Origin of the sequence: Micromonospora sp. AMSO1212t, assembly GCF_008868145.1 — a bacterium.
GTDB lineage: Bacteria > Actinomycetota > Actinomycetes > Mycobacteriales > Micromonosporaceae > Micromonospora > Micromonospora tulbaghiae.
The window spans coordinates 163,189-183,944 of record NZ_WBKS01000001.1 but is presented as its reverse complement, the minus strand read 5'-3'; the positions used below and the strand labels follow the sequence as shown (position 1 = coordinate 183,944).

12 protein-coding genes are annotated in these 20,756 nt (G+C 72.0%); 3 read left to right on the top strand and 9 right to left on the bottom strand.

The features are described 5' to 3' along the window. Positions 1 to 35 precede the first annotated feature (35 nt). A complete protein-coding gene (locus F8279_RS00565; protein ID WP_151498744.1) occupies positions 36 to 1,700 on the top strand; it encodes a DUF885 family protein in 1,665 nt (554 codons plus the stop codon). Here F8279_RS00565 and F8279_RS00560 read toward each other — a convergent pair. From F8279_RS00560 to F8279_RS00520, 9 genes are all read right to left on the bottom strand, one after another. Continuing rightward, positions 1,657 to 2,883 carry an MFS transporter gene (locus tag F8279_RS00560; RefSeq protein WP_151498743.1) on the bottom strand — a complete coding sequence of 409 codons (1,227 nt, stop codon included), beginning with the start codon at positions 2,881 to 2,883 and terminating at the stop codon, positions 1,657 to 1,659. The genes F8279_RS00565 and F8279_RS00560 overlap by 44 nt on opposite strands. Positions 2,884 to 2,916: 33 nt before the next feature. Continuing rightward, complete coding sequence (locus F8279_RS00555) at positions 2,917 to 7,776, bottom strand: non-ribosomal peptide synthetase (RefSeq protein ID WP_151498742.1); 4,860 nt, start codon at positions 7,774 to 7,776, stop codon at positions 2,917 to 2,919. Between the two features lie 60 nt (positions 7,777 to 7,836). Next, positions 7,837 to 9,669 (bottom strand): asparagine synthase (glutamine-hydrolyzing), encoded by a 1,833-nt coding sequence (gene asnB / locus F8279_RS00550; protein WP_151498741.1) that lies wholly within the window; start codon positions 9,667 to 9,669, stop codon positions 7,837 to 7,839. 3 nt (positions 9,670 to 9,672) lie between these two features. Beyond that, positions 9,673 to 10,566, bottom strand: a complete 894-nt coding sequence (locus F8279_RS00545) for an LLM class flavin-dependent oxidoreductase (protein ID WP_151498740.1) — start codon at positions 10,564 to 10,566, stop codon at positions 9,673 to 9,675. After that, on the bottom strand, positions 10,551 to 11,699 hold the full coding sequence (locus F8279_RS00540; protein ID WP_151498739.1) for a hypothetical protein: 1,149 nt from the start codon (positions 11,697 to 11,699) through the stop codon (positions 10,551 to 10,553). The genes F8279_RS00545 and F8279_RS00540 overlap by 16 nt, the downstream gene beginning before the upstream one ends. After that, a complete protein-coding gene (locus F8279_RS00535; protein ID WP_151498738.1) occupies positions 11,693 to 13,108 on the bottom strand; it encodes a DUF6002 family protein in 1,416 nt (471 codons plus the stop codon). The genes F8279_RS00540 and F8279_RS00535 overlap by 7 nt, the downstream gene beginning before the upstream one ends. Positions 13,109 to 13,174: 66 nt before the next feature. Further along, positions 13,175 to 15,115 carry a LuxR family transcriptional regulator gene (locus F8279_RS00530; protein ID WP_151498737.1) on the bottom strand — a complete coding sequence of 647 codons (1,941 nt, stop codon included), beginning with the start codon at positions 15,113 to 15,115 and terminating at the stop codon, positions 13,175 to 13,177. A 71-nt stretch (positions 15,116 to 15,186) separates the two neighbouring features. After that, positions 15,187 to 17,205: a SidA/IucD/PvdA family monooxygenase gene (locus tag F8279_RS00525; protein ID WP_192580591.1), complete on the bottom strand. Its 2,019-nt coding sequence runs from the start codon at positions 17,203 to 17,205 to the stop codon at positions 15,187 to 15,189. Positions 17,206 to 17,278: 73 nt separating this feature from the next. Then, positions 17,279 to 18,385, bottom strand: coding sequence for a branched-chain amino acid aminotransferase (locus F8279_RS00520; protein WP_151498735.1), 1,107 nt, complete (start codon positions 18,383 to 18,385; stop codon positions 17,279 to 17,281). Between the two features lie 234 nt (positions 18,386 to 18,619). On the opposite strand from F8279_RS00520, the gene F8279_RS00515 reads away from it, so the two are divergent. Together F8279_RS00515 and F8279_RS00510 are read left to right on the top strand one after the other, a co-directional pair. After that, positions 18,620 to 18,841, top strand: coding sequence for an MbtH family NRPS accessory protein (locus tag F8279_RS00515; protein ID WP_091416312.1), 222 nt, complete (start codon positions 18,620 to 18,622; stop codon positions 18,839 to 18,841). Positions 18,842 to 18,915: 74 nt separating this feature from the next. Further along, a complete protein-coding gene (locus tag F8279_RS00510; RefSeq protein WP_225853060.1) occupies positions 18,916 to 20,730 on the top strand; it encodes a non-ribosomal peptide synthetase in 1,815 nt (604 codons plus the stop codon). The last annotated feature ends 26 nt before the right edge of the window (positions 20,731 to 20,756 follow it).

Sequence of the window (20,756 nt, the reverse complement as noted above, 5' to 3'; positions counted from 1 at the left end):
CGATCCGGGGTCTCCCGGCATGGCGGTGAGCGGGCATGGACACCACCTCTTCCCCCGCGCTGGCGGAGCTGGCCGCCGAATTCTGGGCCTGGCGCACCCGGACCCAACCGGACTCCTACGACGACATCACCCGGGTGGAACGGCCGCTGGACTGGGTGGCCGACTGGTCGTCGGCGGCGGTACGCGCCCGACGCGAGGCCGGTGCGGGCTTCGCCGACCGGTACCGCCGGATCGACGTGCCGCCGACGGACGTGCGTGCCCAGGTGGACAGGCGGCTGCTCGGTTCGGCGTTGGCGCGGGTGCGGTGGGAGCTGGACCTGGTACGCGCCTGGCAACGCGACCCGTCGTTCTACATCGACCAGAGCCTGGTGTGCGTCTACAACCTCCTGCTCCGGCCGCCGCCGTTCGGCGTCGAGCGGGTCGATGCCATCGTTCGCCACCTGCGCAACGTGCCCGCCGTGCTCGAGCAGGCACGCGAGAACCTCACCGGCACGATCGCCGGACCGTTCGCCCGGCGTGCCCTCACCGTGCTCCGGCGGGCCGACGACCTGTTGCGCTCCGCCCTGGCGGCGCTGGCCGCCGAGGTGCCCGACCGGCGGTGGCCCGACGCGACCGCGGGCGCCGCGCGGGCGGTGGCCGGCTACCGGGACTGGCTGGCCCGGCAGGCTCCGTTCGACACCGACGACGTATCCGTCGGCGCGGACGCGTTCGCGTTCTTCCTGCACCAGGTGGCGCTCCTGCCGTACTCGGCGGAGCAGGTACGGGGGATGGCCCGGCAGGAATGGAACCGGGCGGTGTGGACCGAGACGCTGCCGCGCCGCACCGCCGCCGCCGGTGGGGAGCTGCCCGATCTGGCCGAGCTGATCGGCCGGCAACGCGCGGCCGAGCGCGCTCTGCGGCGGTTCCACACCGAGCACGGCCTCCTGAGCCCGTTGACGGGTCGGCGGCGCTACCGGATGGCGCCCATGCCCGCGTACCTCGAGCCGTTGACGTGGCTGGGGGTGGCGCACGACCCGGCGTCGCCGTCCCGGTCCGACGACGACGCGGTGCGCTACGTCCGGCCGCCGAGCCCGCGACTGCCGTACTTCGACCTGGCAGAGATCCGGGACCCGCTCACCGGGCTCGCGCACGAGGGCGTACACGCGCACCAACTCGCCCTGTCATGGCGGCACGACAATCCGGCACGCCGTCGCTACTACGATTCCGCGCCGAACGAGGGCATCGCCTTCTACCACGAAGAACTGATGCTGTCCCTGGGAGCGTTCGACGACGGGTCGCCCGGAGCCGACTTCGTCGTCAACGCGAAGCGGCTCCGAGCGTTGCGAGCGGACATCGACGTCGCGCTGGCGCTCGGCGATCTGACGCCGCAGGCGGCGGAGGAGGTGCTCGCGGAGGCGGTCCCCATGGACCGGGCGACCGCGGAGCAGGAGGCCGCGTTCTTCGCCGGCAATCCCGGTCAGGGCTTGAGCTATCAGGTCGGCAAGCTGCAGGTCCTCGACCTCGTGGCGACCTGCGCGCGGCGCCACGGCGCGGCGTTCGACCTGAAGGCGTTCCACGACCGGCTCTGGCGCGAGGGCAACGTGCCGCTCGCGTTGCAGCGCTGGGAACTCCTCGGCCTGCGCGACCACCTCGACCGGGCGGACCTGCTGGCCGGGTCTAGCTCCTGCGGAGCCGAGCCATCGGCACCACCACGGCGGTGATCAGCGGCGCGAGACCGGCCAGGAGCAGACCCGTGTCGGCGCCGAACCGCGTCACGAGCCACCCCGCGACCGGACTGGCCGCGGCGGTACCCAGGTAGCCGAACGCGGCGAAGTATCCGAACGCCTCCGCCAACCGGTCCTCCGCGACCTGTTCGGGGACCAGTAGCATGGCCGAGGTGTCACCCGGTGCGAAGGCCAGTCCGGCGACCAGCAGGCAGGCGATGGCGAGCCACAGCGCGGGCACCCCGGCGGCGAGCGCGGTGACCAGCCCGTAGACGGCGATCAGCACCCAGGCCACGGTGCGGGTGGGCGCGCTGCGCAGCGGGTTGGTGGCCGGCAGCGCGGCGTAGATGGAACCGCTGACCGCGCTCGTGGCGAAGATGCCCGCGAGCACCAGGCCACCGCTCGTGGCCGGCCGGCCGTTGTCGGCGAGCAGCGCCGGGAGCGCCACGTCGAGGGCGCCGAGGTTGATGCCGATCCCCACGTTGAGCAGCAACGGCACCCAGAGCTGCGCCAGCATGGCGCGGGCCGGACCGGACCGCCGGGTGGCGCTCGCGGCCGCCCGGCGCGGCAACGTCCAGCTGAGCAGCGCACCCGACGCAAGGACGGCGGCCACCGCGCCGACGCACGCCCGTGGCCCGACCAGGGCGGCCACCACGGACGCCAGCGCCGGGCCACCGATCCACGCCAGTTGCAGGGCGACCGCGTCGATCGCGTAGGCCTGTTTGAGCTGCTCCGGACGCAGGATGTACGGCAACAGCGACCGGTACGCCCCGGTCACCCCCGCGCCACTGGCGGCGGCCACGACCACCAGGACGAGGAGCACCACCAAGGGGGCTCCCGCGGCGGCCGCGATCGCCGTGGTGACGAGGCCGGCCGTCGAGCCGAGCAGCGACCAGCCCAGCGCACGGGGTAGCGTGGCCCGGTCCATCTGCCGGCCCCGCCAGGGCGCGCAGACCGCGTAGGTCATCGCGCTGGCCCCGCTGAGCAATCCGCTGCTGACGAACGACCCGGTCGAGGCGTGGGCGGTGAGCACCAGGGCGACCGGCAGCATCGTCTGCGGCAATCTGGCCAGCGACGCCGCCGCCAGCCAGCGCCACCAGGTCGGGTTGCTCCGCAGCCGCCCGCCCGGAGGGCCGGCCCTCCGGGCCGCCTCGACCTCGCTCCTGTCCGCTACCGACACGGCCACCTCCTGATCGCCCGTCGAGTCTCCGGGTCAGCTACCCAACATGGCGAGCAGTTTCTCCCGCTCACCGGGGAGCATCACGTCGACGCCGTCCAGGCGCCGGTCGGGATCGCCGACCGCGGCACGCATCACCTGGATCAACCGTTGGGTCAGCGCCGTGACGGTCTCCTCGTCGAAGATGTCCGTCGGGTACTCGACCAGCCCGTCCATGCCCTCGGGCCGGCCGCCGTCGCCGCGCCGCTCGGTGAACGCGAACAGGAGGTCGAACTTGGCGTGGCGCAGCCCGGCCTGCTGCTCGGCCACCTGCACACCGGGCAGCTCCAGGGTGGCCTGGCCGGCGTTCTGCAGGACCAGCGCCACCTGGAACAGCGGGTTGTGGCTCAGCGACCGGGTCGGATTGAGCACCTCGACCAGTTGCTCGAACGGCACGTCCTGGTTGGCGTACGCGCCCAGATCGGTCTCGCGTACCCGCGCCAGAAGTTCGGCGAAGGTCGGGTTGCCGCTGGTGTCGGTGCGCAGCACCAGGGTGTTGACGAAGAGACCGACGAGGTCGCTGAACGCCTCGTCGCCGCGACCCGCGATGGGGGCGCCGATGGGGATGTCGGTGCCCGAGCCGAGCCGGGTGAGCAGGCCGGCGAGGGTCACCTGCAGGGCCATGAACAGGCTGGCGCCCCCGGAGTGGGCGAGCCGGGTGAGCCCCTCGTGCAGGTCCGCGTCCAGGCCGAAGTGGAAGGTCCGGCCCCGCTGACCGCGTACGGCGGGGCGCGGTCGGTCCACGGGCAGCGCGATCTGTTCCGGCAGACCGGCCAACCGCTCCCTCCAGTACCGCACCTGCGCGGCGACACCGCTCCCGCCTGAGCCGAGCAGCTCCCGCTGCCACAGCGTGAAGTCCGCGTACTGGACGGGCAGTGGCGCCCAGTCCGGAGGGCTGCCGCCGCGCCGGGCGGTGTAGGCGGCGGACAGGTCCCGCAGCAGCGGTCGCATCGACCAGCCGTCGGTGGCGATGTGGTGCAGGCAGACGACCAGCACGTGCCGGTCGGCGGCGAGCCGCAGGAGCCGGGCCCGCAACAGCCGCCCGCCGTGCAGGTCGAACGGCCGGTCGACCTCGGCCGCCACCGCCGCGGGGACGTCCGCCTCCGCGCACCGCGTCGTGGCCAGTCGGAACGGCTCGGGGTCGAGCACCTGCTGGTACGGCTCGTCACCGCAGGCCCGGATCACCGTACGCAGGATCTCGTGCCGGCCGATCACGTCACCGACTGCCGCCTCCAGCGCGACCACGTCGAGTTCGCCGGCCAGTGTGAACACGAGCGGCAGGTGGTACGCCGAGCCGCTGCTCACCGACGACGCCAACTGCTCCACGAACCACAGCCGTTGCTGCGCGAAGGACAGCGGCACCCGCTCCGGACGGGGCATCGGCCGCGCCGGTGCCCGGCCGGCGGTCAGCCCGTCGACGGCCCCGGCGATGCCCGCGACCGTCTGCCGGTCGAAGACCACCCGCACCGGCAGGTCCACGCCGAACACCGAGCGCACCCGGCCGGCCAGTTGGCTGGCCAGGAGCGAGTGGCCACCGAGGTCGAAGAACCCGTCGTCGACGCCCACCTCGGGGAGCCCCAGCACCTCGGCGACCAAGCGACACAACAGCTCTTCCTGGGGGGTGCGCGGCGCCCGGCCGGTGGCGGTCCACCGCGGCGCGGGCAGCGCGGCCCGGTCCACCTTCCCGTTGGCGTTCTCCGGCAGGCGGTCCAGCACGACGAACGAGGCCGGGACCATGAAGGAGGGAAGGGCCTCGGACACGTGGCGCCGCAGCCCCGCGACGTCCGGCCGGCCGGCGTCCGCGCCCACCACGTGCGCCACGAGACGGAGGTCCCCCGGCGCCGCCTCGACCGCGGTCACGACCGCCTGCGCCACGTCGGAGTGCCGGAGCAGGACCGCTTCGACCTCCCCGGGTTCCACCCGGTATCCCCGGATCTTCACCTGGTGATCGGCGCGGCCGGCGAACGTCACCGTTCCGTCGCTGTTCCAGCGGGCCAGGTCCCCGGTCCGGTACATGCGCTCGCCGGGTGTGCCGAAGGGATCCGGCAGGAAGCGCGTCGCGGTGAGCGCCGGGTTGGCCAGGTAGCCGCGTGCGACGCCCGCGCCGCCGATGTAGACCTCGCCGAGGACGCCGGGCGGCACCGGGCGCAGCGTCTCGTCCAGCAGGTAGAGGCGCTGGTTCCACACGGGGCGACCGATGGGCACGCCGGTGGCGGCGCTACCCGTGACGAGCGGGCCGGGCACGGGGAACGAGGCCGCGCAGTGGGTCTCGGTCGGTCCGTACTGGTTGATCAGCCGGCGGTCGGCGCGGCCGCGGTACACCGCACGCAGGTTCTCGCTCACCGTCAGCGGTGAGCCCGCCTGCACGATGTCCCTCAGCGCCGGCAGTTCGGTGCGCTCGGCCACGGCGGCCGTGCAGATGCCGTCGATCATCAGCGTCGGCGCGATGATCATGCTGATCCGGTGCCGGTCGAGCCAGTGCACCAGCCGGGCCGGATCGGTCCGGACCTCCGGGTCGGGTATCGCCACCGCGCCACCGCAGGCGAGCGTGGCCAGCGTCTCCTGGAGGGACACGTCGAAGCCGAGACTGGCCAGGTGGGCGGTGACACCTCCCGGATCTCCGGCGCCGCCGTCCGCCTGCCAGGCCACCATGTTCAGCAGCCCGGCCGCGGGCATGACGATGCCCTTGGGCACGCCGGTCGAGCCGGACGTGTAGATGACGTAGGCGGCAGCGGAAGGGCCCCCGATCCGCCGCTCGGCGCCGGTGAGCGTCGTCGAGGGCTGCCGGTCGATCCGTGCGGCGTCGAGCGGGTCGTCGAGGATCAGGGCGGTGGGCGTACGGTGCCGGTACGCGCCGGTCGTCACCACGACCACCGCCCCCGCATCCCGGATCATGAAGCCGGCCCGGTCGTCGGGAAGGTCCGGGTCCACCGGGAGGTAGACCGCGCCCACCTTCACGACGGCCAGCATCGCGACCAGCAGGTCCACGGAGCGGTCGAGGAGCACGGCGACGACCTGCTCGGGCCCCGCACCACGCCGGGTCAGTTCCCTGGCCAGCCGGTTCGCCCTGGCGTGCAGCTCGGTGTACGGGACGCTGACCGTGTCCGTGACCACGGCGACCGCCGAGGGCGTCCGTTCGGCCTGGTCCTCCAGCCAGGTGACGAGATCGCCGGGCGGCAGGGACCGGGTGGAGCCGTTCCATTCGGTCAGCACCCGGGACCGGCCGGCCGCGGAGAGCAGCTCGTACCGGGACAGGGGCAGGTCGGGGTCCGCCGCGGCCTGGTCGAGAAGCCGGCGCAGATACCCGGCCATGGCCTCGACGGTGCTGTGGTCGTACACGTCGGCCGCGTACTCCACCAGCCCGTCCACACCACCCGGCCGGCCGTCGGTCGACCGCCGTTCCCGGAAGGTGAACGCCAGCTCGAACCGGGACGTCCCGATGTCGACCGTCTCGAAGCGGCTCGTGACGTCCGGGGTCTCCAGCGCGGGCTCGACGTTCGTGTCCATCAGGAACAGCACCTGGAAGAGCGGGTGCACGCCGAGCGAGCGGGCCGGGTTGACCGCCTCGACCACGTGCTCGAACGGCACGTCCGCCGCGTCGAACGCGGCGAGGTCGGCCGTCCGGACCCGCTGGATCAACTCGTGGAAGGACGGGTCGCCGCCGGTGTCGGTGCGCAGCACGAGCGTGTTGACGAAGAAGCCGACGAGGTCGTCGAGGGCCGCGTCCATACGTCCGGCAACGGGCGCGCCGAGCGGTACGTCCGTGCCGGCGCCCAGCCTGGTCAACAGCGCCGTGACGCCCGCCTGCAGGACCATGAACAGCGTGGCCTGGTGCTCCCGCGCGAGATCGACGAGCCGCCGGTGCAGGCCGGCGTCGAGGTCCAGACGGACCCGGCCCCCTTCGTAGCCGGCGACCGCCGGGCGAGGACGGTCCGTCGGCAGGGTGAGCCGCTCGGGTAGGCCATCGAGCGCCGTCCGCCAGTGGTCCAGCTGGGCGGCCAGCAGGGAACCCTCGTCGCGGTCGGCCAGCTCCCGTTGCCACTGCGCGTAGTCCGTGTACCGCACGGGCAGGTCCGGCCACGCCGGCGCGCTGCCGGCCGACCGGGCCAGGTAGGCGGTGGACAGGTCACGCCGCAACGCGGCGAACGACCAGCCGTCGACCGCGACGTGGTGCAGGGCCAGCAGGAGCACGTGTTCGGTGGGGCCGAGGACGAACAGGTACGTGCGCAGCGGCGCGTCCCGGGTCAGGTCGAACCCTTCGGCCGCGTACCGCCGGATGGTCGCCCGGGCCTCGCCCGGGTCGAGCGGGATGACCGGTACGGCGGTCGCCGCGTCCGGTACGTCCAGGATCTGTTGCCGCGGTGTGCCCGCCTCCGCCGGGAAGACGGTCCGCAGCGGCTCATGCCGGGCGATGACGTCGCGTACCGCGTACCGCAGCGCCTCGACGTCGAGCTCACCCGACAGCCACAACGCCAGGGGCGTGTTGTAGCCGCATCCACCGCCGGCGACCTGGTTGAGCAACCACTGTCGCTGTTGCGCGAACGACAGCGGGATCCGCTCCGGACGGTCACGCCGCCGGATCGGGGGACGGCTGGCCCGGTACGAGTCGAGCCGGCTCACCACGTCGGCCGGGGTCGGCGCGGTGAAGAACTGCCGCGGGGTGAGCTGGGCGCCGAACGTCGCCTGGAGCCGGGTGAGCAGGCGGGACGCCAGCAGTGACTCGCCGCCGAGCTCGAAGAAGTTGTCGTCCGGGGCCACCGTCGGTTTGTCGAGCACCGCGGCGAAAATCGACCTGACGAGATCGATTCGTGGATCCGTCCCGGACGGCGCTCCGGTGGCGTCATGACGGTCGGACATCGGTTCCTCCTTCGCACCGTCCGGGCGGTCTTGGCCCGGTTCGCTCCCACGGTCGCGACGTCAGCACAGGCTGACGCGCAGGTCGCGCATCCACCGGTCGACCTCCAGCAGCGGGATCAGGACGTGGGCGTGGTTGGCGTGCGTCAGGGTCGGACGGTCCGCGGCCGCGATCATGTCCGCGAGCCGCCGCCGGTCCAGGACCTCGGCCAGGGGCGACGCCGGGTCGCCGGCCAGCGCCCGCACACCGGCGGTCACCTCCGCCGCGTAGCCTGGCGAGAACGACGCCGGGTAGGCGCTCTTGGGCCGGTTCGACACCCCGGGCGGCAGCCGGTCGGCGAATGCCATCCGCAGCAGGCTCTTCTCCCGGCCGTCGGCCGTCTTCATCTCCCACGGGACGTTCCACAGGTACTCGACCAGCCGGTGGTCGCAGAACGGCACCCGCACCTCCAGCCCCACGGCCATGCTCATCCGATCCTTCCGGTCGAGGAGCAGGGAGAGCGGGGCCTGCATGCTGAGATACAGCGCCTCCCGCATCCGCGCACCGAGGCGGGACTCCCCGGGCAGGCCGGGCACCTCGGCGAGCAGCGTCCGGTAGAGGTCACGCTCCTGCTCCCGGGGCCGGATCCGGGCCCGCACGTCCGGCGCGAGAAAGTCGGTCAGCCGTACCCCGTCTCCCAGCCAGGGGAACGTGTCCGCCCAGACCGCGTCCGGCTCGTGGAACCACGGGTAGCCGCCGAACACCTCGTCCGCCGCCTCGCCGGACAACGCGACAGTCGAGGTCCGGCGTACCGAACGGAAGAGTTCCAGCATCGACGCGTCGAACTGGCCGAGGCTCGGCAGGTCGCGTGCGCGTCGGGCGACCGGAAGGGCGGCGCGCATCTGCTCGTCGTCCACGATCACCTCACGGTGGTCGACGCCGAGGTGCGCGGCAGCCAGCGTGGCGAACGGGCTGTCCCGATCCGGCCGCAGTGTGGTCGGCCGGAAGTGCGATTCGGCGTCGGTGAAGTCGACCGAGTACGTCGCCAGTGGTCCAGCGCCGCTCTCTCGCAGGTGCCCGGCCGCGAGCGCCGCCACCACGGACGAGTCCAGGCCGCCGGAGAGCAACGCGCCCAGCGGCACGTCGGAGACCAGCTGCTCGGCGACGATGTGTTCGAGCAGTTCACGCACGGTCGACACCGTCTTGTCGAGGTCGTCGGTGTGCTCGTGGCTGTGCAACGCCCAGTACCGCGACTCGGTGACCCCGTCCGGCGTGAACCGCAGCACGTGCCCGGGCCGCACCTCGGACAGCCCCAGCAGCGGGGTCCGGCCCAGCGGGGTGAGCCGGGAGTTGAACAGCATCGGTAACGCGTCCTCGCTCGTCCGGGCGGTGAACAGCGGGTTGGCGAGGATCGCCTTCGGCTCGGATCCGAACAGCAGGCCCCCCGGGTAGCGGTGGTAGTACAGCGGCTTCACGCCGAGGCGGTCGCGTGCCAGGAACAGCTCCCGGCGGTCACCGTCCCACACGGCGAACGCGAACATGCCCACCATGCGGTCGACGGCCGACGAACCCCACTCCACGTACGCGCGCAGCAGCACCTCGGTGTCTGACCGGGTGCGTAGCCGGTGCCCCCGCGTGAGGAGTTCGGCCCGCAGCTCCCGGAAGTTGTAGATCTCCCCGCTGTAGGTCAGCACGATCGGCTCGCCGCCGGGTGACCGGGTGGTCACCATGGGCTGGGTGCCACCCGCGGCGTCGATCACCGCGAGCCGGCGGTGACCGACGGCGGCGTGCCGGGACAGCCAGAGACCCCCGTCGTCCGGCCCGCGAGGCGCGAGGACGCCGGTCATCGCGCCGACGAGGACGTCCTGGGTGGACAGATCGCGGGTGAAGTCCACCCAACCGGCGATTCCGCACATCGGTCAGTCCTCCGTCAACGCGGGCAGCACGTCCGCCGCGATCTGCTCCAGCACACGCACGTCCCCCTGGTACGGCGCCTCGCTCCTCGGGAACGGCACGATCAGGTCCGTCACGCCGATCCGCGCGTAGCGCTCGACCGTCTCGGTGAACGCACCGACTGAGGCGAGCGGCGAGTGCGTGCGATTGACGTTCAACACCAGCTTCCGCAACGTGGCCGGGTCCCGGCCCTCCTCGGCGCAGATCCGCGCGACGGCGTCGAGCTGCCTGCAGACCGTCTCGGGTGTCGCCTCCGGAGCCACGCGCCCCCGTTGCGCGGCCACACCGTGGGTCACCCAGCCGTCGCCGTGGCGAGCCGCGAGGCGCATCCCGGTGGGACCGCTGCCGGCGATCATCACCGGCATTCTGGCGCGCGCCCCTCCGTCCGGGTCGATCCATGCTTGGTGCGCGGAGTAGAACCGGCCCGCGTAGGTCGTACACGGCTCGCGGAGCAGCTGATCGACGACCTCGACGAACTCCACGAACCGCTCGCGGCGCTCGGCCGGTGACCACGGCGGCGAGCCGAGCACCTCCGCGTCGACGCCGGAGCCCCCCGCGCCCAGGCCGAGCACGAAGCGGCCGCCGGAGATCTCCGACAGGGTGAGCGCCTCCTTGGCGAAGGGCACCGGATGGCGGAAGTTCGGGGACGCGACCAGCGTGCCGAGTTGGATCCGCCGGGTGCACTGCGCGGCGGCGGCGAGCGTGGGCACCGCCGCGTACCACGGTCGCCCGATCAGGTCGCGCCACGCGATGTGGTCGTAGGTCCAGGCGTGCGCAAAGCCCAGCTCGTCCACCAGCCGCCAGCACTGCTGTGCCTCCCGCCACCCGATCGCGGGCAGGATCATCACGCCGATACGAATGGTGTCCCCCCGCCGGACGTGGACCGCAGGAACGAGTCCAGGTGCGTCAGCCGGGCGCCGCGCAGGCCGGTGCCCTCCCAGCGGAGGTCGAGGCGCGCCGCCCGTCGGTCGTCGTGGAAGTAGACGGCTTCCAGCCCGCCGCCGGGGGCCTCGGCGATGACCGGGTTGGCCACCAGGAAGTCCCGTACCCGCGGCGTGTCCCGGACCACCCGCAGCAGGAGCCGCTTGGCCCCGAAGTGGTCGGCTGGCCGGACCACCTGCGGGTGCAGCTTCCGCTTGAACTGGAAGATCCCCTTGCTGAGGAACGGTTCACATCCGGACAGGTTCACCGCCCGGACGTCGTGTACGGCCGCCCACTCCAGGATCAGCACGTACAGTGCCGCGAACGCGCCGGTGGCGTAGTGGGCCGGGGCGCCGTGCGTCACTCCGGCCAGCCGGAGGGTGAGCGTGCGGGTCCGCCGGTCGAAGAGACACAGCATTCCCGCGACGCGTTCGTGCTCATCGGTGAGGAAGAACAGGAAACCCCGGCGGAACACGCACTGGAGCGCGATGTCGCGTTCCAGGCTGCGGGTCGCGGGGCCGTGCCGCCGCCGCATCGTCGGTAGGTGCACGTGGTCGTAGAACCACTGGAAGTCCTCGGCGGCGGCGGTGTGTTCGAGCTTCCACCCGAGGTCACGCCGCTGGCGCGCGACGCGCTGCCGCTCCTTCCTCGACACACGGGCGCGCATGGCCGCCACGTCCGGCACGACTGGCACAACGAGTTCGACCCGGAAGGGAAGGAGCAGGTCGCGGGCCGACAACAGCGGCCGGACGCGGGCGGGCGGCGCGCCGATGGCCATGAGGTCGACGTCGGCGGGCGCCATCGCCTCGGCCCACGGCACCGTCCGCGTGCTCCGCCGCAGGACCGGCCCACCGCGGGCCGCCTGCTCCTCCAGGAACGGCATCACATGACTGGTCCCCTCCGGGAGGCCGAGGTATCCGAGGGTGAGTGGGCCGTCGACCGTGGACCGGACGGACGTGGCGCGGCGGAGCCGGATGTCGTCCCAGCTCGACCTGAGCCGAACCAGCCCCGGCCGGGTGCTGGTCCGCCAGGCGAACACCGGCTGCGCGAGGACCGAGCGTCGGATCAGCAAGAACGGCTCCCGGCGGACACGGCCCGGAAGATGTCGTCAGCCGACGACACGGGCGTCAGCTCGCTACCGGTCAGTGCTCTGACGTCCTCGTCGGTGTACCAGCCCGAACCGTGCACCACCAGGTCGTGGGCCGGATCGACCAGGCCGCGGTCGATGCCGTTGAGGACGCCGGTGAGGGCCATCATGAGCGACCACTCGCGCACCGTGGCGGGGTCCTCCGGTACGCGGAAACCGGCGTCGGCGAGCAGCGGCGCCGCTTGCGCGTACCGCTGGGCGCACTCCAGGCCGGACACGACGATCCCGTCCCCGCCGTGCCGCTTGATGATGTCCGTCATCCGGTCCGCCGTCGTGGGCCGTCGGGTGTAGAAGGTCGGGTCGAGGACCTCGCCCGGATCGGTCGTGAGCAGCGGGAAGTGCGGGTCGTGCCGCTGCTGGAGACGGCCGGTGACGGGGTCCGGTCGATACTGCGGAACGCGGTCGCGGTCGAAGTCGCCGTATCGCAGGTGCAGCACCATGTCCGGCGTGCCGAGGTGCTGCACGAGCAGGCTGTGCGGCCGCCGCGTCGGGTCCGACCGGCCGTCGCGCTCCAGCATGTCGCGGCCGAGGTGGTAGCCCAGTAGGCCGAAGGCGCTCGAGACCGCGTGCGCGTGGGTGCGCGGCCGGTCGGCGGCGTCGACCGGCGCCACGGCGTGTTCGAACAGTGCGCGACCGACGTCCGCGATCAGGTAGTTGTCCAGGTCGAGGGAATACCAGAGGTGACTGCCGTGCTCCCGGTGCACCTTCTCGGCGTAGTCGTCGACGAAGCGCCGGCCGAGCGCCTTGACGGTCTCCGCGACCGGGTCGTCGGAGGTCAGCACGGGGTTCAGCCGAGCCAGCCGGCGGTCCGCGGACAACGCATTCGCGCGCAGCTTGGCGGCGTTCGCCGCCGGCGCCAGGACGACCACACGGAGCTGCTCCGGCTCCACCAGACCGCAGGACAGCGCTCGGGCGAGCGCGTCCCGCAGCGCGGTGCCCTTGTTCGCCGACGTCGGCGAGAAGATCACCACCGGTTCGCCGTACCGCCGGATGAACTCGGCCGCACGGGCGACGATCAGCAACGACGCGAAAGTCTTCGTCGTGTTGGTCCCCGGGTTGCGCGCGAGGTTGAGCAGCACCAACCGGTGGTCCCGGTAGTACCCCATCTCGTGCCAGGACACCTCGGCCGCCTCCAGGTAGCGGCGAACGGCCGGGGTCAGGTCGGGCAGCGCTCCGCCCACGGTGAACCGTGTCCGGTCGTCGCGTACCGGGGCCGGCCACGTCGCCGCCGAGAGCCTCCGGATGTCGTCGTAGAAGTCGGTGACGAGATTTCCGGTCTGGACTGCCGGCGTGGCCGGAACGACTCCGACAGCCGACCGATCGGTACGCGACATGACGACACTCCTCTGGTCCTGGCGTTGGTGCGCTGATCCGGCGGGCGAGCCGGTGCTGGATGGGTGTCAACCCGACCGCGGCATCGAGGTGGTCGCCCACGACTTGTACCTCGCGGCCAGCTCGACCCGGGAATTGACGCCGATCTTGCGGAAGATGCTCCTGAGGTGGAAGTTCACAGTGTGCGAGCTGACAAACATCTGGTCGGCGATCTGCTGGTTGGTCAGGCCGTCGGCGACCAGCCGGACGATGCGTTCCTGCTGGCTCGTGAGGTCGACGAAGGTGGTACCGGAGGCGCCACCGAAGCGGGCGTAGGTGTCGTAGACGCCGACCGACCGCAGTCTGCTGCGTACCCGGGCGAAGTCCCGTGCGGCAGCCGCCTCCGAGTACAGCGAGAGCGCCTCCTGGAGCGCGCCGGTCGTCCGCAGCCGCGCCCGTGACTGTCCGCCGCCGGCCGCGTCGTGCGCGAGGTCGGCGATGTCCTCGGCCACCCGGGCGCGCGACCAGATGTCCGGGTACAGCCGTCGCGCCCGCGAGAGCTGTCCCGGGTCCTGATGGAGCAGGCCGTGCGCATGGGCCTCGGCCGCGCGGAAGGCGGGAAAGTGGCCGTCCGCCAGGTCACTGATCAGTCGGCACACCCACTGAGCGGTGGAGCGCTCGCCGCAGGCCAGCGCGGCGCGCACGATGAACGGCGCCGCCGCCGGCTCGTGCACGAGCAGATCTCGAAGCCGCAGGTCGGTGCCGTACGTCTCGGCGAGGAGGGACCGGGCGTGCTCCGGGCCGTGCTGGGCCTCCGCGAGCTGCAGCGCCACCCACCCGTACTCCGCCGGACGACCGCCGGCCAGCTTGGCGCGACGGACGTACCGCGCCGATTTCGCCACGTCGCCGTCCCGGAGGGCGGCGAGCGCGTGTATCACCAGCTCTGACGGGGCCAGCTCGGCGACCGGACGACTGTCCAGGGCCGACACCGCGGCGCCGAGCCGGCCGGCCCGCATCAGGCAGTGGGCTCTGGCCCCCGACCACCGCCCCTCCCATCCGGTGCGGCCGGCGCGCGTCATCCGTGCACGGATGGCCTCCAGGACCTCGTCGCACTGGTCGAACCGCGATGCGTCGGCGAGCAGGACGGCCGCGGCGAACTCGACGTCGGTCGCGGCGCCCTGGCCGGCCAGACGACGGCTCTCCGAGATCGTCTGCTGGGCGAGTCGCAGTCCACGGGACAGGGCGCCGCAGCGCCAGGCGCGAGTCGCGCGGGTCACCGTCTCCTGCGGCCGACCGACGACGCCGACGTGGTCCCCGGCCGGAAGCGCGGCGTCGGTGAGCTGGGTGATCGCGTCACGTACCAACTGCTCGCGGCAGGTGCGCAGCAGGCGCTCCCGCACCGAGCGCAGCACGCGGTCAGGCAGCCCTGACCTGACCAACCGTGCGCGTCCGTCGCTGACCTCGACGAACTCCTCCTCCGACAGGCCGTCGACGAGCGTCTCGAGCAGCGCTGGGTTGCCGCCGGCGGTGCCGGCGAGGCGGGTCAGCGCGGGGTCCGGTGTCGCGTGCAACCGCTCGGTGAGGTAGCCGTTGGTCTCGTCCTCCGTCCACGGGACGAGTTCCCCGCCCGTGTCACTCCGTGCCCGGATCGCCCGACAGAGGCGCTCGACCTCGGAACAGCCGGCCCCGGACTCGCGAGCCAGCACCCAGAGGACCGGTCGTTCGGCGGCGGTGAGCGACCGGAGCGTCCGGGCGACCGTCGGCGAGGCGCGGTGCACGTCGTCGATCACGACGGCGGTCAGGTCCCGGCCGGAGGCCGGGTCCGCGACCGGCTCGTCCTCCACGCGGACCCGGACGGTCGTGAAACCGGCATCCGCCGCGAGCCGGAGCGCCTCGTCGAGCACCCACGTCTTCCCGGTCTCCGGTGCGCCCTCGTAGAGCAGGATCGTCCCCCTGCCGGATCTGGCCTCGCGCAGCGCCGAGATCACCCGTCCGCGATCGAGGTTCCACGAGGTCTGTTCCTCCCGCATTGCCGTCCTCCGCAATCGGTGTCGGTCGGTCGCATCGTCGGTCTTCGCGCAGGCCCGTCGGCCGGGTCGAGTCAGCGTGAGTGGGCACTCCACAGCGCGGACGAGCCGTTCTGCCGGCCGTTGACCGGACTCATCCCGAAGACCTTCCCGATCACCTCGCTCTCGTCGCGTCGCGCGGTGGCCATGAGCGCGGACGCGGCCAGCCGCCGGTTCCGGTCGTCGAGTTCCTGGGAGAGCTTGAACCGCCCGACCAGAGCCTGGATCTCGATCTCGAAGCCCACGACGTAGTCGACGAGCCGGTCGATGCGCGGGTCGTCCGGATCCAGCCGGTAGGAGTCCACGCCGGGGTCCGACTTCTCGCAGATCCCGGAGAGCCCGGTCACCAGCGCGGCCCGGTCGGCGAGCAGCCGGCCCCGGCCGCCCACGTGGACGTTCATCGAGTTCCAGGTGGGGAGCGCGTCGGTCTCGAGCGCGTACGGCGACAGGTAGGTGTTCGGTCCGTGGAACACCACGGTCACCTGCTTGCCGTCGATCAGCTGCGCGTGGGGGTTGGCTCGGTCCAGATGCCCGAAGAGCACGCCGTGTGCGCCGCGCGACCGGTCGAGCGTGAGCGGCACGTGCGTCACGACCGGGTCCTCGGCGGCCCGGGCAGAGATCACCGTGGCGAAGTTGAAGCGTTCCATCACCGCGTAGAGCTTCTCCGGGTCGTGCTCGAGGTAGTGCGGTGGCGGGTACGCCGACGCGTCGGACACCGCTACCGCCTGTCGGGGCGGCGGGGTCCGCCGGCAGATGTCGGTGAAGATCTGCCGGGAGCGGAACGGGAGCAGCGACAGCAGGGTGTCACCGAGTCCGAAGTGCTGCTCGCCGTAGCCCTGGACGTAGAACCCGCCTGCCACCTCCGCGGTGGTGCGCACCCGGTAGCCCGACAGCAGCAGCTTGTCGCTCTCGGTCCGCAGGAAGGGCGTCAGCTCGCTGAAGATCGACTCGTCCAGGGCCCGGACGTAGCCGGTGGCCAGCACCACCCCGTCGCACCGGATCTCGCCCTCCGCGCCGCTGCGACGATCGAGGATCGCGACCAGCGGACCCTCGTCGCCCTCCCGCACGGCGACGACCCTTGTCGCCGGGTGGACGATCAGCCGGTGGCGTCCGCGGACCTCGTCGTCGTACACCGTCCGGTAGAGGTCGTCGAGGGTTCCGGCCTCGACCACGCCGTAGTTCGTGTTGCGCAGCTCTGCCCGCAGCGCGGTCCGCTCGTCCCGGGGCCGGGCGGAAAAGGCGTTCGCGCTGCTCTCGAAGAACTGTTCGTTGACGAACGGGCTGTTGTCGGTCGCCCGCAGCGCCTGGCCGGACAGGAAGAGGTGCACGCGGCTTTCGGGATACGTGCGCATCAGGTACAACGCGACCTCGCCGGCGCTCTGCCCGTCGCCCGCGACAGCGAACTCGTAGGGCCGCGACCGGTCGGCGAACCGTTCGGGAAAATGCGGCAGGAAGTCACTGGAGTGGATGACGGCCGGGCTGGCGCACACTCCCCCTGGGGGTAGGCGGGGCCGTCCGCCGGCGGCGTGCACGACATTCGCCGCGTGGTGGACCGTCGTCTCCCCGGTTCGGATGTCGCGCGCCTCCACCCGGAACAGCCGGTGCACGTCCTCTCCCGGCCGCCGGACCGGGGAGACCCTCGTGACCTCGGTGTGGTAGCGGACCTGGCCGGCGAAGAACCCCGCGACCCAGCGCAGGTAGTCCTGGTACTCCAGCCTGGTCGGCCGGAACTCGCTGAGGTTGACGAACCGCTCCAGGCGGTCCTTGGCCTTGGCGTACTGGAGGAAGGTGTACGGGCTGGCCGGATTGCGCAGCGACACCAGATCCTTCAGGAACGAGATCTGCATGCGGGAGCCCTCGAGCAGCATTCCCGGGTGCCATTGCAGGGAAGGGCTGCGTTCGAAGAACAGGCACGTCCGTTCGCCGTCGAGCTCCTCGGCCGCGATGGCGAGCGCGAGGTTGGACGGCCCGAAGCCGACGCCGATCAGATCGTACGGATTCTGCTCACTGCCCGGCTCGCTGCTCCGCGCGTCGGGCGCTGGATCATTCCTCAAGGCGGTACCTCCCAGCGTCGAAGTTCGCTCCCGGGAACGACGGCTCCCGCGGCCCATCGGTCCGTCGCTGCGGTCAGCAGGCTTTGCGGACCCAGGAGAAGGGGTCGGGACGATTGCCGTGTTGGATGCCCAGCAGCTCCTCGCGAAGACGCAGCGTGACCGGACCCGGCCGGCCGTCCCCGACCGGCCAGTCGCCGGCGGCGCTCCGGACGGCACCCACCGGGCTGATCACTGCCGCCGTCCCGCAGGCGAACACCTCGGTGATCTCACCGGTGGCGCACTGCTGCCGCCACTGGTCGACGGAGATCCGGCGTTCCTCCGCGGCGAGGCCGAGCTGGGGCGCCAGGGTCAGCAGAGAGTCACGGGTCACCCCCGGCAGCAGGGTTCCGGTCAGTGGCGGGGTGACGATCCGTGGCCGACCGTCGCCCTCCGGCGCGTAGACGAAGAACAGGTTCATGCCGCCCATCTCCTCGACCCACCGGTGTTCGAGGGCGTCCAGCCAGACCACCTGGTCGCATCCGTTCGCCACCGCCTGCTGGGTCGCCTTGAACGCCGCGGCGTAGTTCCCGCCGGTCTTGGCGGCCCCGGTGCCGCCCGGTGCCGCCCGGGTGTAGTCCTTGGACAACCACACCGTCAGCGACCGGGGCGCGGTTCCCGCATCGAAGGCCGCGGTCACCGGTGAGGCGATGACGCAGAAGAGGTAGCTGTCGGACGGCAGGGTGAACCCGAGGGCCGGCTCGGTGGCGATCATGAACGGGCGCAGGTAGAGACTGGTGCCGATGGCGTCCGGTACCCACGCGCTGTCCTGGCCCACCAGCAGCTCGAGCGCGTGCACGAAGGTCTCCTCCGGCAGCGGGGGCATGCCGACCCGGTCGGCCGACCTGTTGAACCGCGCCGCGTTCTCCTCGGGGCGGAACAACCCGACCGCTCCGCTGGCCTGGCGGTAGGCCTTCATGCCCTCGAAGCACTCCTGGCCGTAGTGGAAGACGGCCGTCGCGGGATCGAGCAGGAAGGGACCGTAGGGCTCGACCCGCCCGTCGTGCCAGCCCCGGTCGGCGCACCAGCGCAGCGTGACCATGTGGTCGGTGAAGGTCCGGCCGAATCCCGGCGCGGCCAGGATCGCCTTCCGTCTCGCCTCCGGCACGGGCTGCCCGGACGGGCGTATCTCGAAGTCGACCATGGACCGGCTCACCTTCCTCACTCGGGACGCTGGTCCCTGCGTAGGCGCGGACCGCCACGTGACCGTATCGACACTCACGATCACTGTGCTGTCACAGGAAGAAGGGACAGGGCCGCCGCGTGGCGCGTCGGTACCGTCGTCCGCACGGCATGGTTTCCGCGGCCGGCCACGATTCCGGCGGGGCTCTCGGTACCGGTCGGTCAGTACCGGTCTTCGAGCTGAGGAGTCGGCGGCATGAATCTGTTCGACAACCCTGATGGAAAGTTCTCGGTGCTCGTCAACGAGGAGGAGCAGTTCTCCCTCTGGCCCGCGACGCTTTCCGTGCCGGCGGGCTGGACGGTCGTCCACGGCGAGGACTCCCGCCAGGCGTGCGTCGACTACATCGAGCGGCACTGGACCGACCTGCGACCGCGCAGCGCGCGGCACGACCCCGCCACGACCTCCGCCAGCCGGTGATCGCACACCCTCCCGGCCGACGGGCATGAGTCAGGAGTGATAGATCCTTGATGGACATCGAACAGTCACTGACCATGCGACGGTGCGTTCACGAACTGGTGGCAGAGCAGGCCACCCGGACGCCCGACGCGGTCGCGGTCTCCTACCGCGGCCGGACGATGACCTACCGCGAGCTCGACAGCGCCTCGGATGAACTGGCCGGGCGCATCCGCGACGCCGGGGTCCGCGGCGGCGCGGTCGTCGCCGTCGTACTCCATCGGTCGCCGGAACTCATCGTGACCCTGACGGCGGTGCTCAAGGCGGGTGGCGCGTACCTGTACCTGGACCCGGCCGACCTGGCGGAGCAACGGGCCCGCATCGTCCGGGACTCGGGGGCACGGTTCGCGGTCGTCACCGGCGGCGGCACCTGGGAGCAGGCGCCCGAGGTGCCGGTCGTGTTGCGGTACGAGGATGCCCGTGCCGGCCGGACCGAACCGGTCCTCGCGCCGGAAGTCGGACCCGATACCCCCGCCTATGTCTGCTACACGTCGGGATCGACCGGCGAGCCGAAGGGCGTCGTGGTTCCCCACCGGGCGATCCACCGGCTGATCGACGACCCGAGCTGGATCAGCGTGCGGGACGAGGACGTGTTCCTGCAGTTGACCAGGGTCGGCTTCGACGTCTCGACGTTCGAGATCTGGATGCCGCTGGTCAAGGGGAACCGGCTGGCGCTCGCCCCGCCGGGTTTCGCCGACCTGGCCGAGATCGGCGAGCTGATCCGCGCGGAGAAGGTCAGCGTGCTGTGGCTGACCACCGGGCTGTTCCACAAGATGGCCACCCACCAGCTCGACAGCCTCGCCGGGGTCCGGCACCTCCTGGCGGGCGGCGACGTCCTGTCGCCTGCACACGTCCAGCGCGTGCTCAGCAGGTACCCGCGCCTGATCTTCACCAACGGCTACGGTCCCACCGAGAACACCACGTTCACCACGTGCTGGACCCCCGCCGGCAGCGCCGGCGACCTGCCACGGGTGCCGATCGGGACGCCGATCGACGGCACCACCGTCGCGGTCCTCGACGACGCGATGCGGCCGGTGCCGCCCGGCGAGGTCGGCGAGCTCTGGGTCGGCGGCGACGGCGTCGCCACCGGCTACCTGAACAAGCCCGGCGCCACGGCCGAGTCGTTCGTGGCGGATCTCGACCCGGCGCGTCCCGGTGGGCGGATGTACCGGACCGGGGACCTGGTCCGGTGGATCGACGACGGGACACTCGACTTCCTCGGCCGGGTGGACCGGCAGGTGAAGATTCGTGGCTACCGCGTCGAGCCGAGCACCGTGGAGATGGAGTTGCTCCGGCAACCCGGCGTCGAGCAGGCCGCCGCGCTGGCACACACCGACGGCGCCGGCGACTCCCGACTGGTCGCCTACGTCGCGGTGGGCCAGATGCCGAAGGCCCATTGGAACGCGTTCAGCACCGCGCTGCGGGAGCAGCTACGGGAAACCCTGCCGGCCCACCTCGTGCCGTGGGCCATCATCGTGCTGCCGGACATCCCGTTGAACGGCAACGGCAAGGTCAACCGGTCGGTCCTGCCGCGTGCGAAGGTGCCGCGCAACGTGTCCAACGACTACGTGGGCCCGACCGATCCCACCGAGCGGAGGCTCGCCGAAATCTGGAGCGACGCTCTGATGGTCGAGCCGGTCGGGATCCACGACAACTTCTTCGACCTGGACGGGCATTCGCTGCTGGCCGCCGAACTGCTCGTGGCGCTGCAGGAGGAGTTCGACGTCGAGCTGCCGGCCCGCACCCTGTTCCTGCGCCCGACCATTGCCGATCTCGCCGAAGAACTACGTCGGCAGATCGGTGACCAACCGACTGAACCGTTGGAGGCGGCGGCTGATGCGAGAGCGCGATAGCCAGACCATGAACGGGGACCGTGCAT

Coding starts and splice junctions, on each gene's coding strand:
- F8279_RS00565 (WP_151498744.1), top strand. CDS start 36: ATGGACACCACCTCTTCCCCCGCGCTGGCGGAGCTGGCCGCCGAATTC.
- F8279_RS00535 (WP_151498738.1), bottom strand. CDS start 13,108: ATGTCGCGTACCGATCGGTCGGCTGTCGGAGTCGTTCCGGCCACGCCG.
- F8279_RS00520 (WP_151498735.1), bottom strand. CDS start 18,385: ATGGTCGACTTCGAGATACGCCCGTCCGGGCAGCCCGTGCCGGAGGCG.
- F8279_RS00530 (WP_151498737.1), bottom strand. CDS start 15,115: ATGCGGGAGGAACAGACCTCGTGGAACCTCGATCGCGGACGGGTGATC.
- F8279_RS00510 (WP_225853060.1), top strand. CDS start 18,916: ATGCGACGGTGCGTTCACGAACTGGTGGCAGAGCAGGCCACCCGGACG.
- F8279_RS00555 (WP_151498742.1), bottom strand. CDS start 7,776: ATGTCCGACCGTCATGACGCCACCGGAGCGCCGTCCGGGACGGATCCA.
- asnB (WP_151498741.1), bottom strand. CDS start 9,669: ATGTGCGGAATCGCCGGTTGGGTGGACTTCACCCGCGATCTGTCCACC.
- F8279_RS00515 (WP_091416312.1), top strand. CDS start 18,620: ATGAATCTGTTCGACAACCCTGATGGAAAGTTCTCGGTGCTCGTCAAC.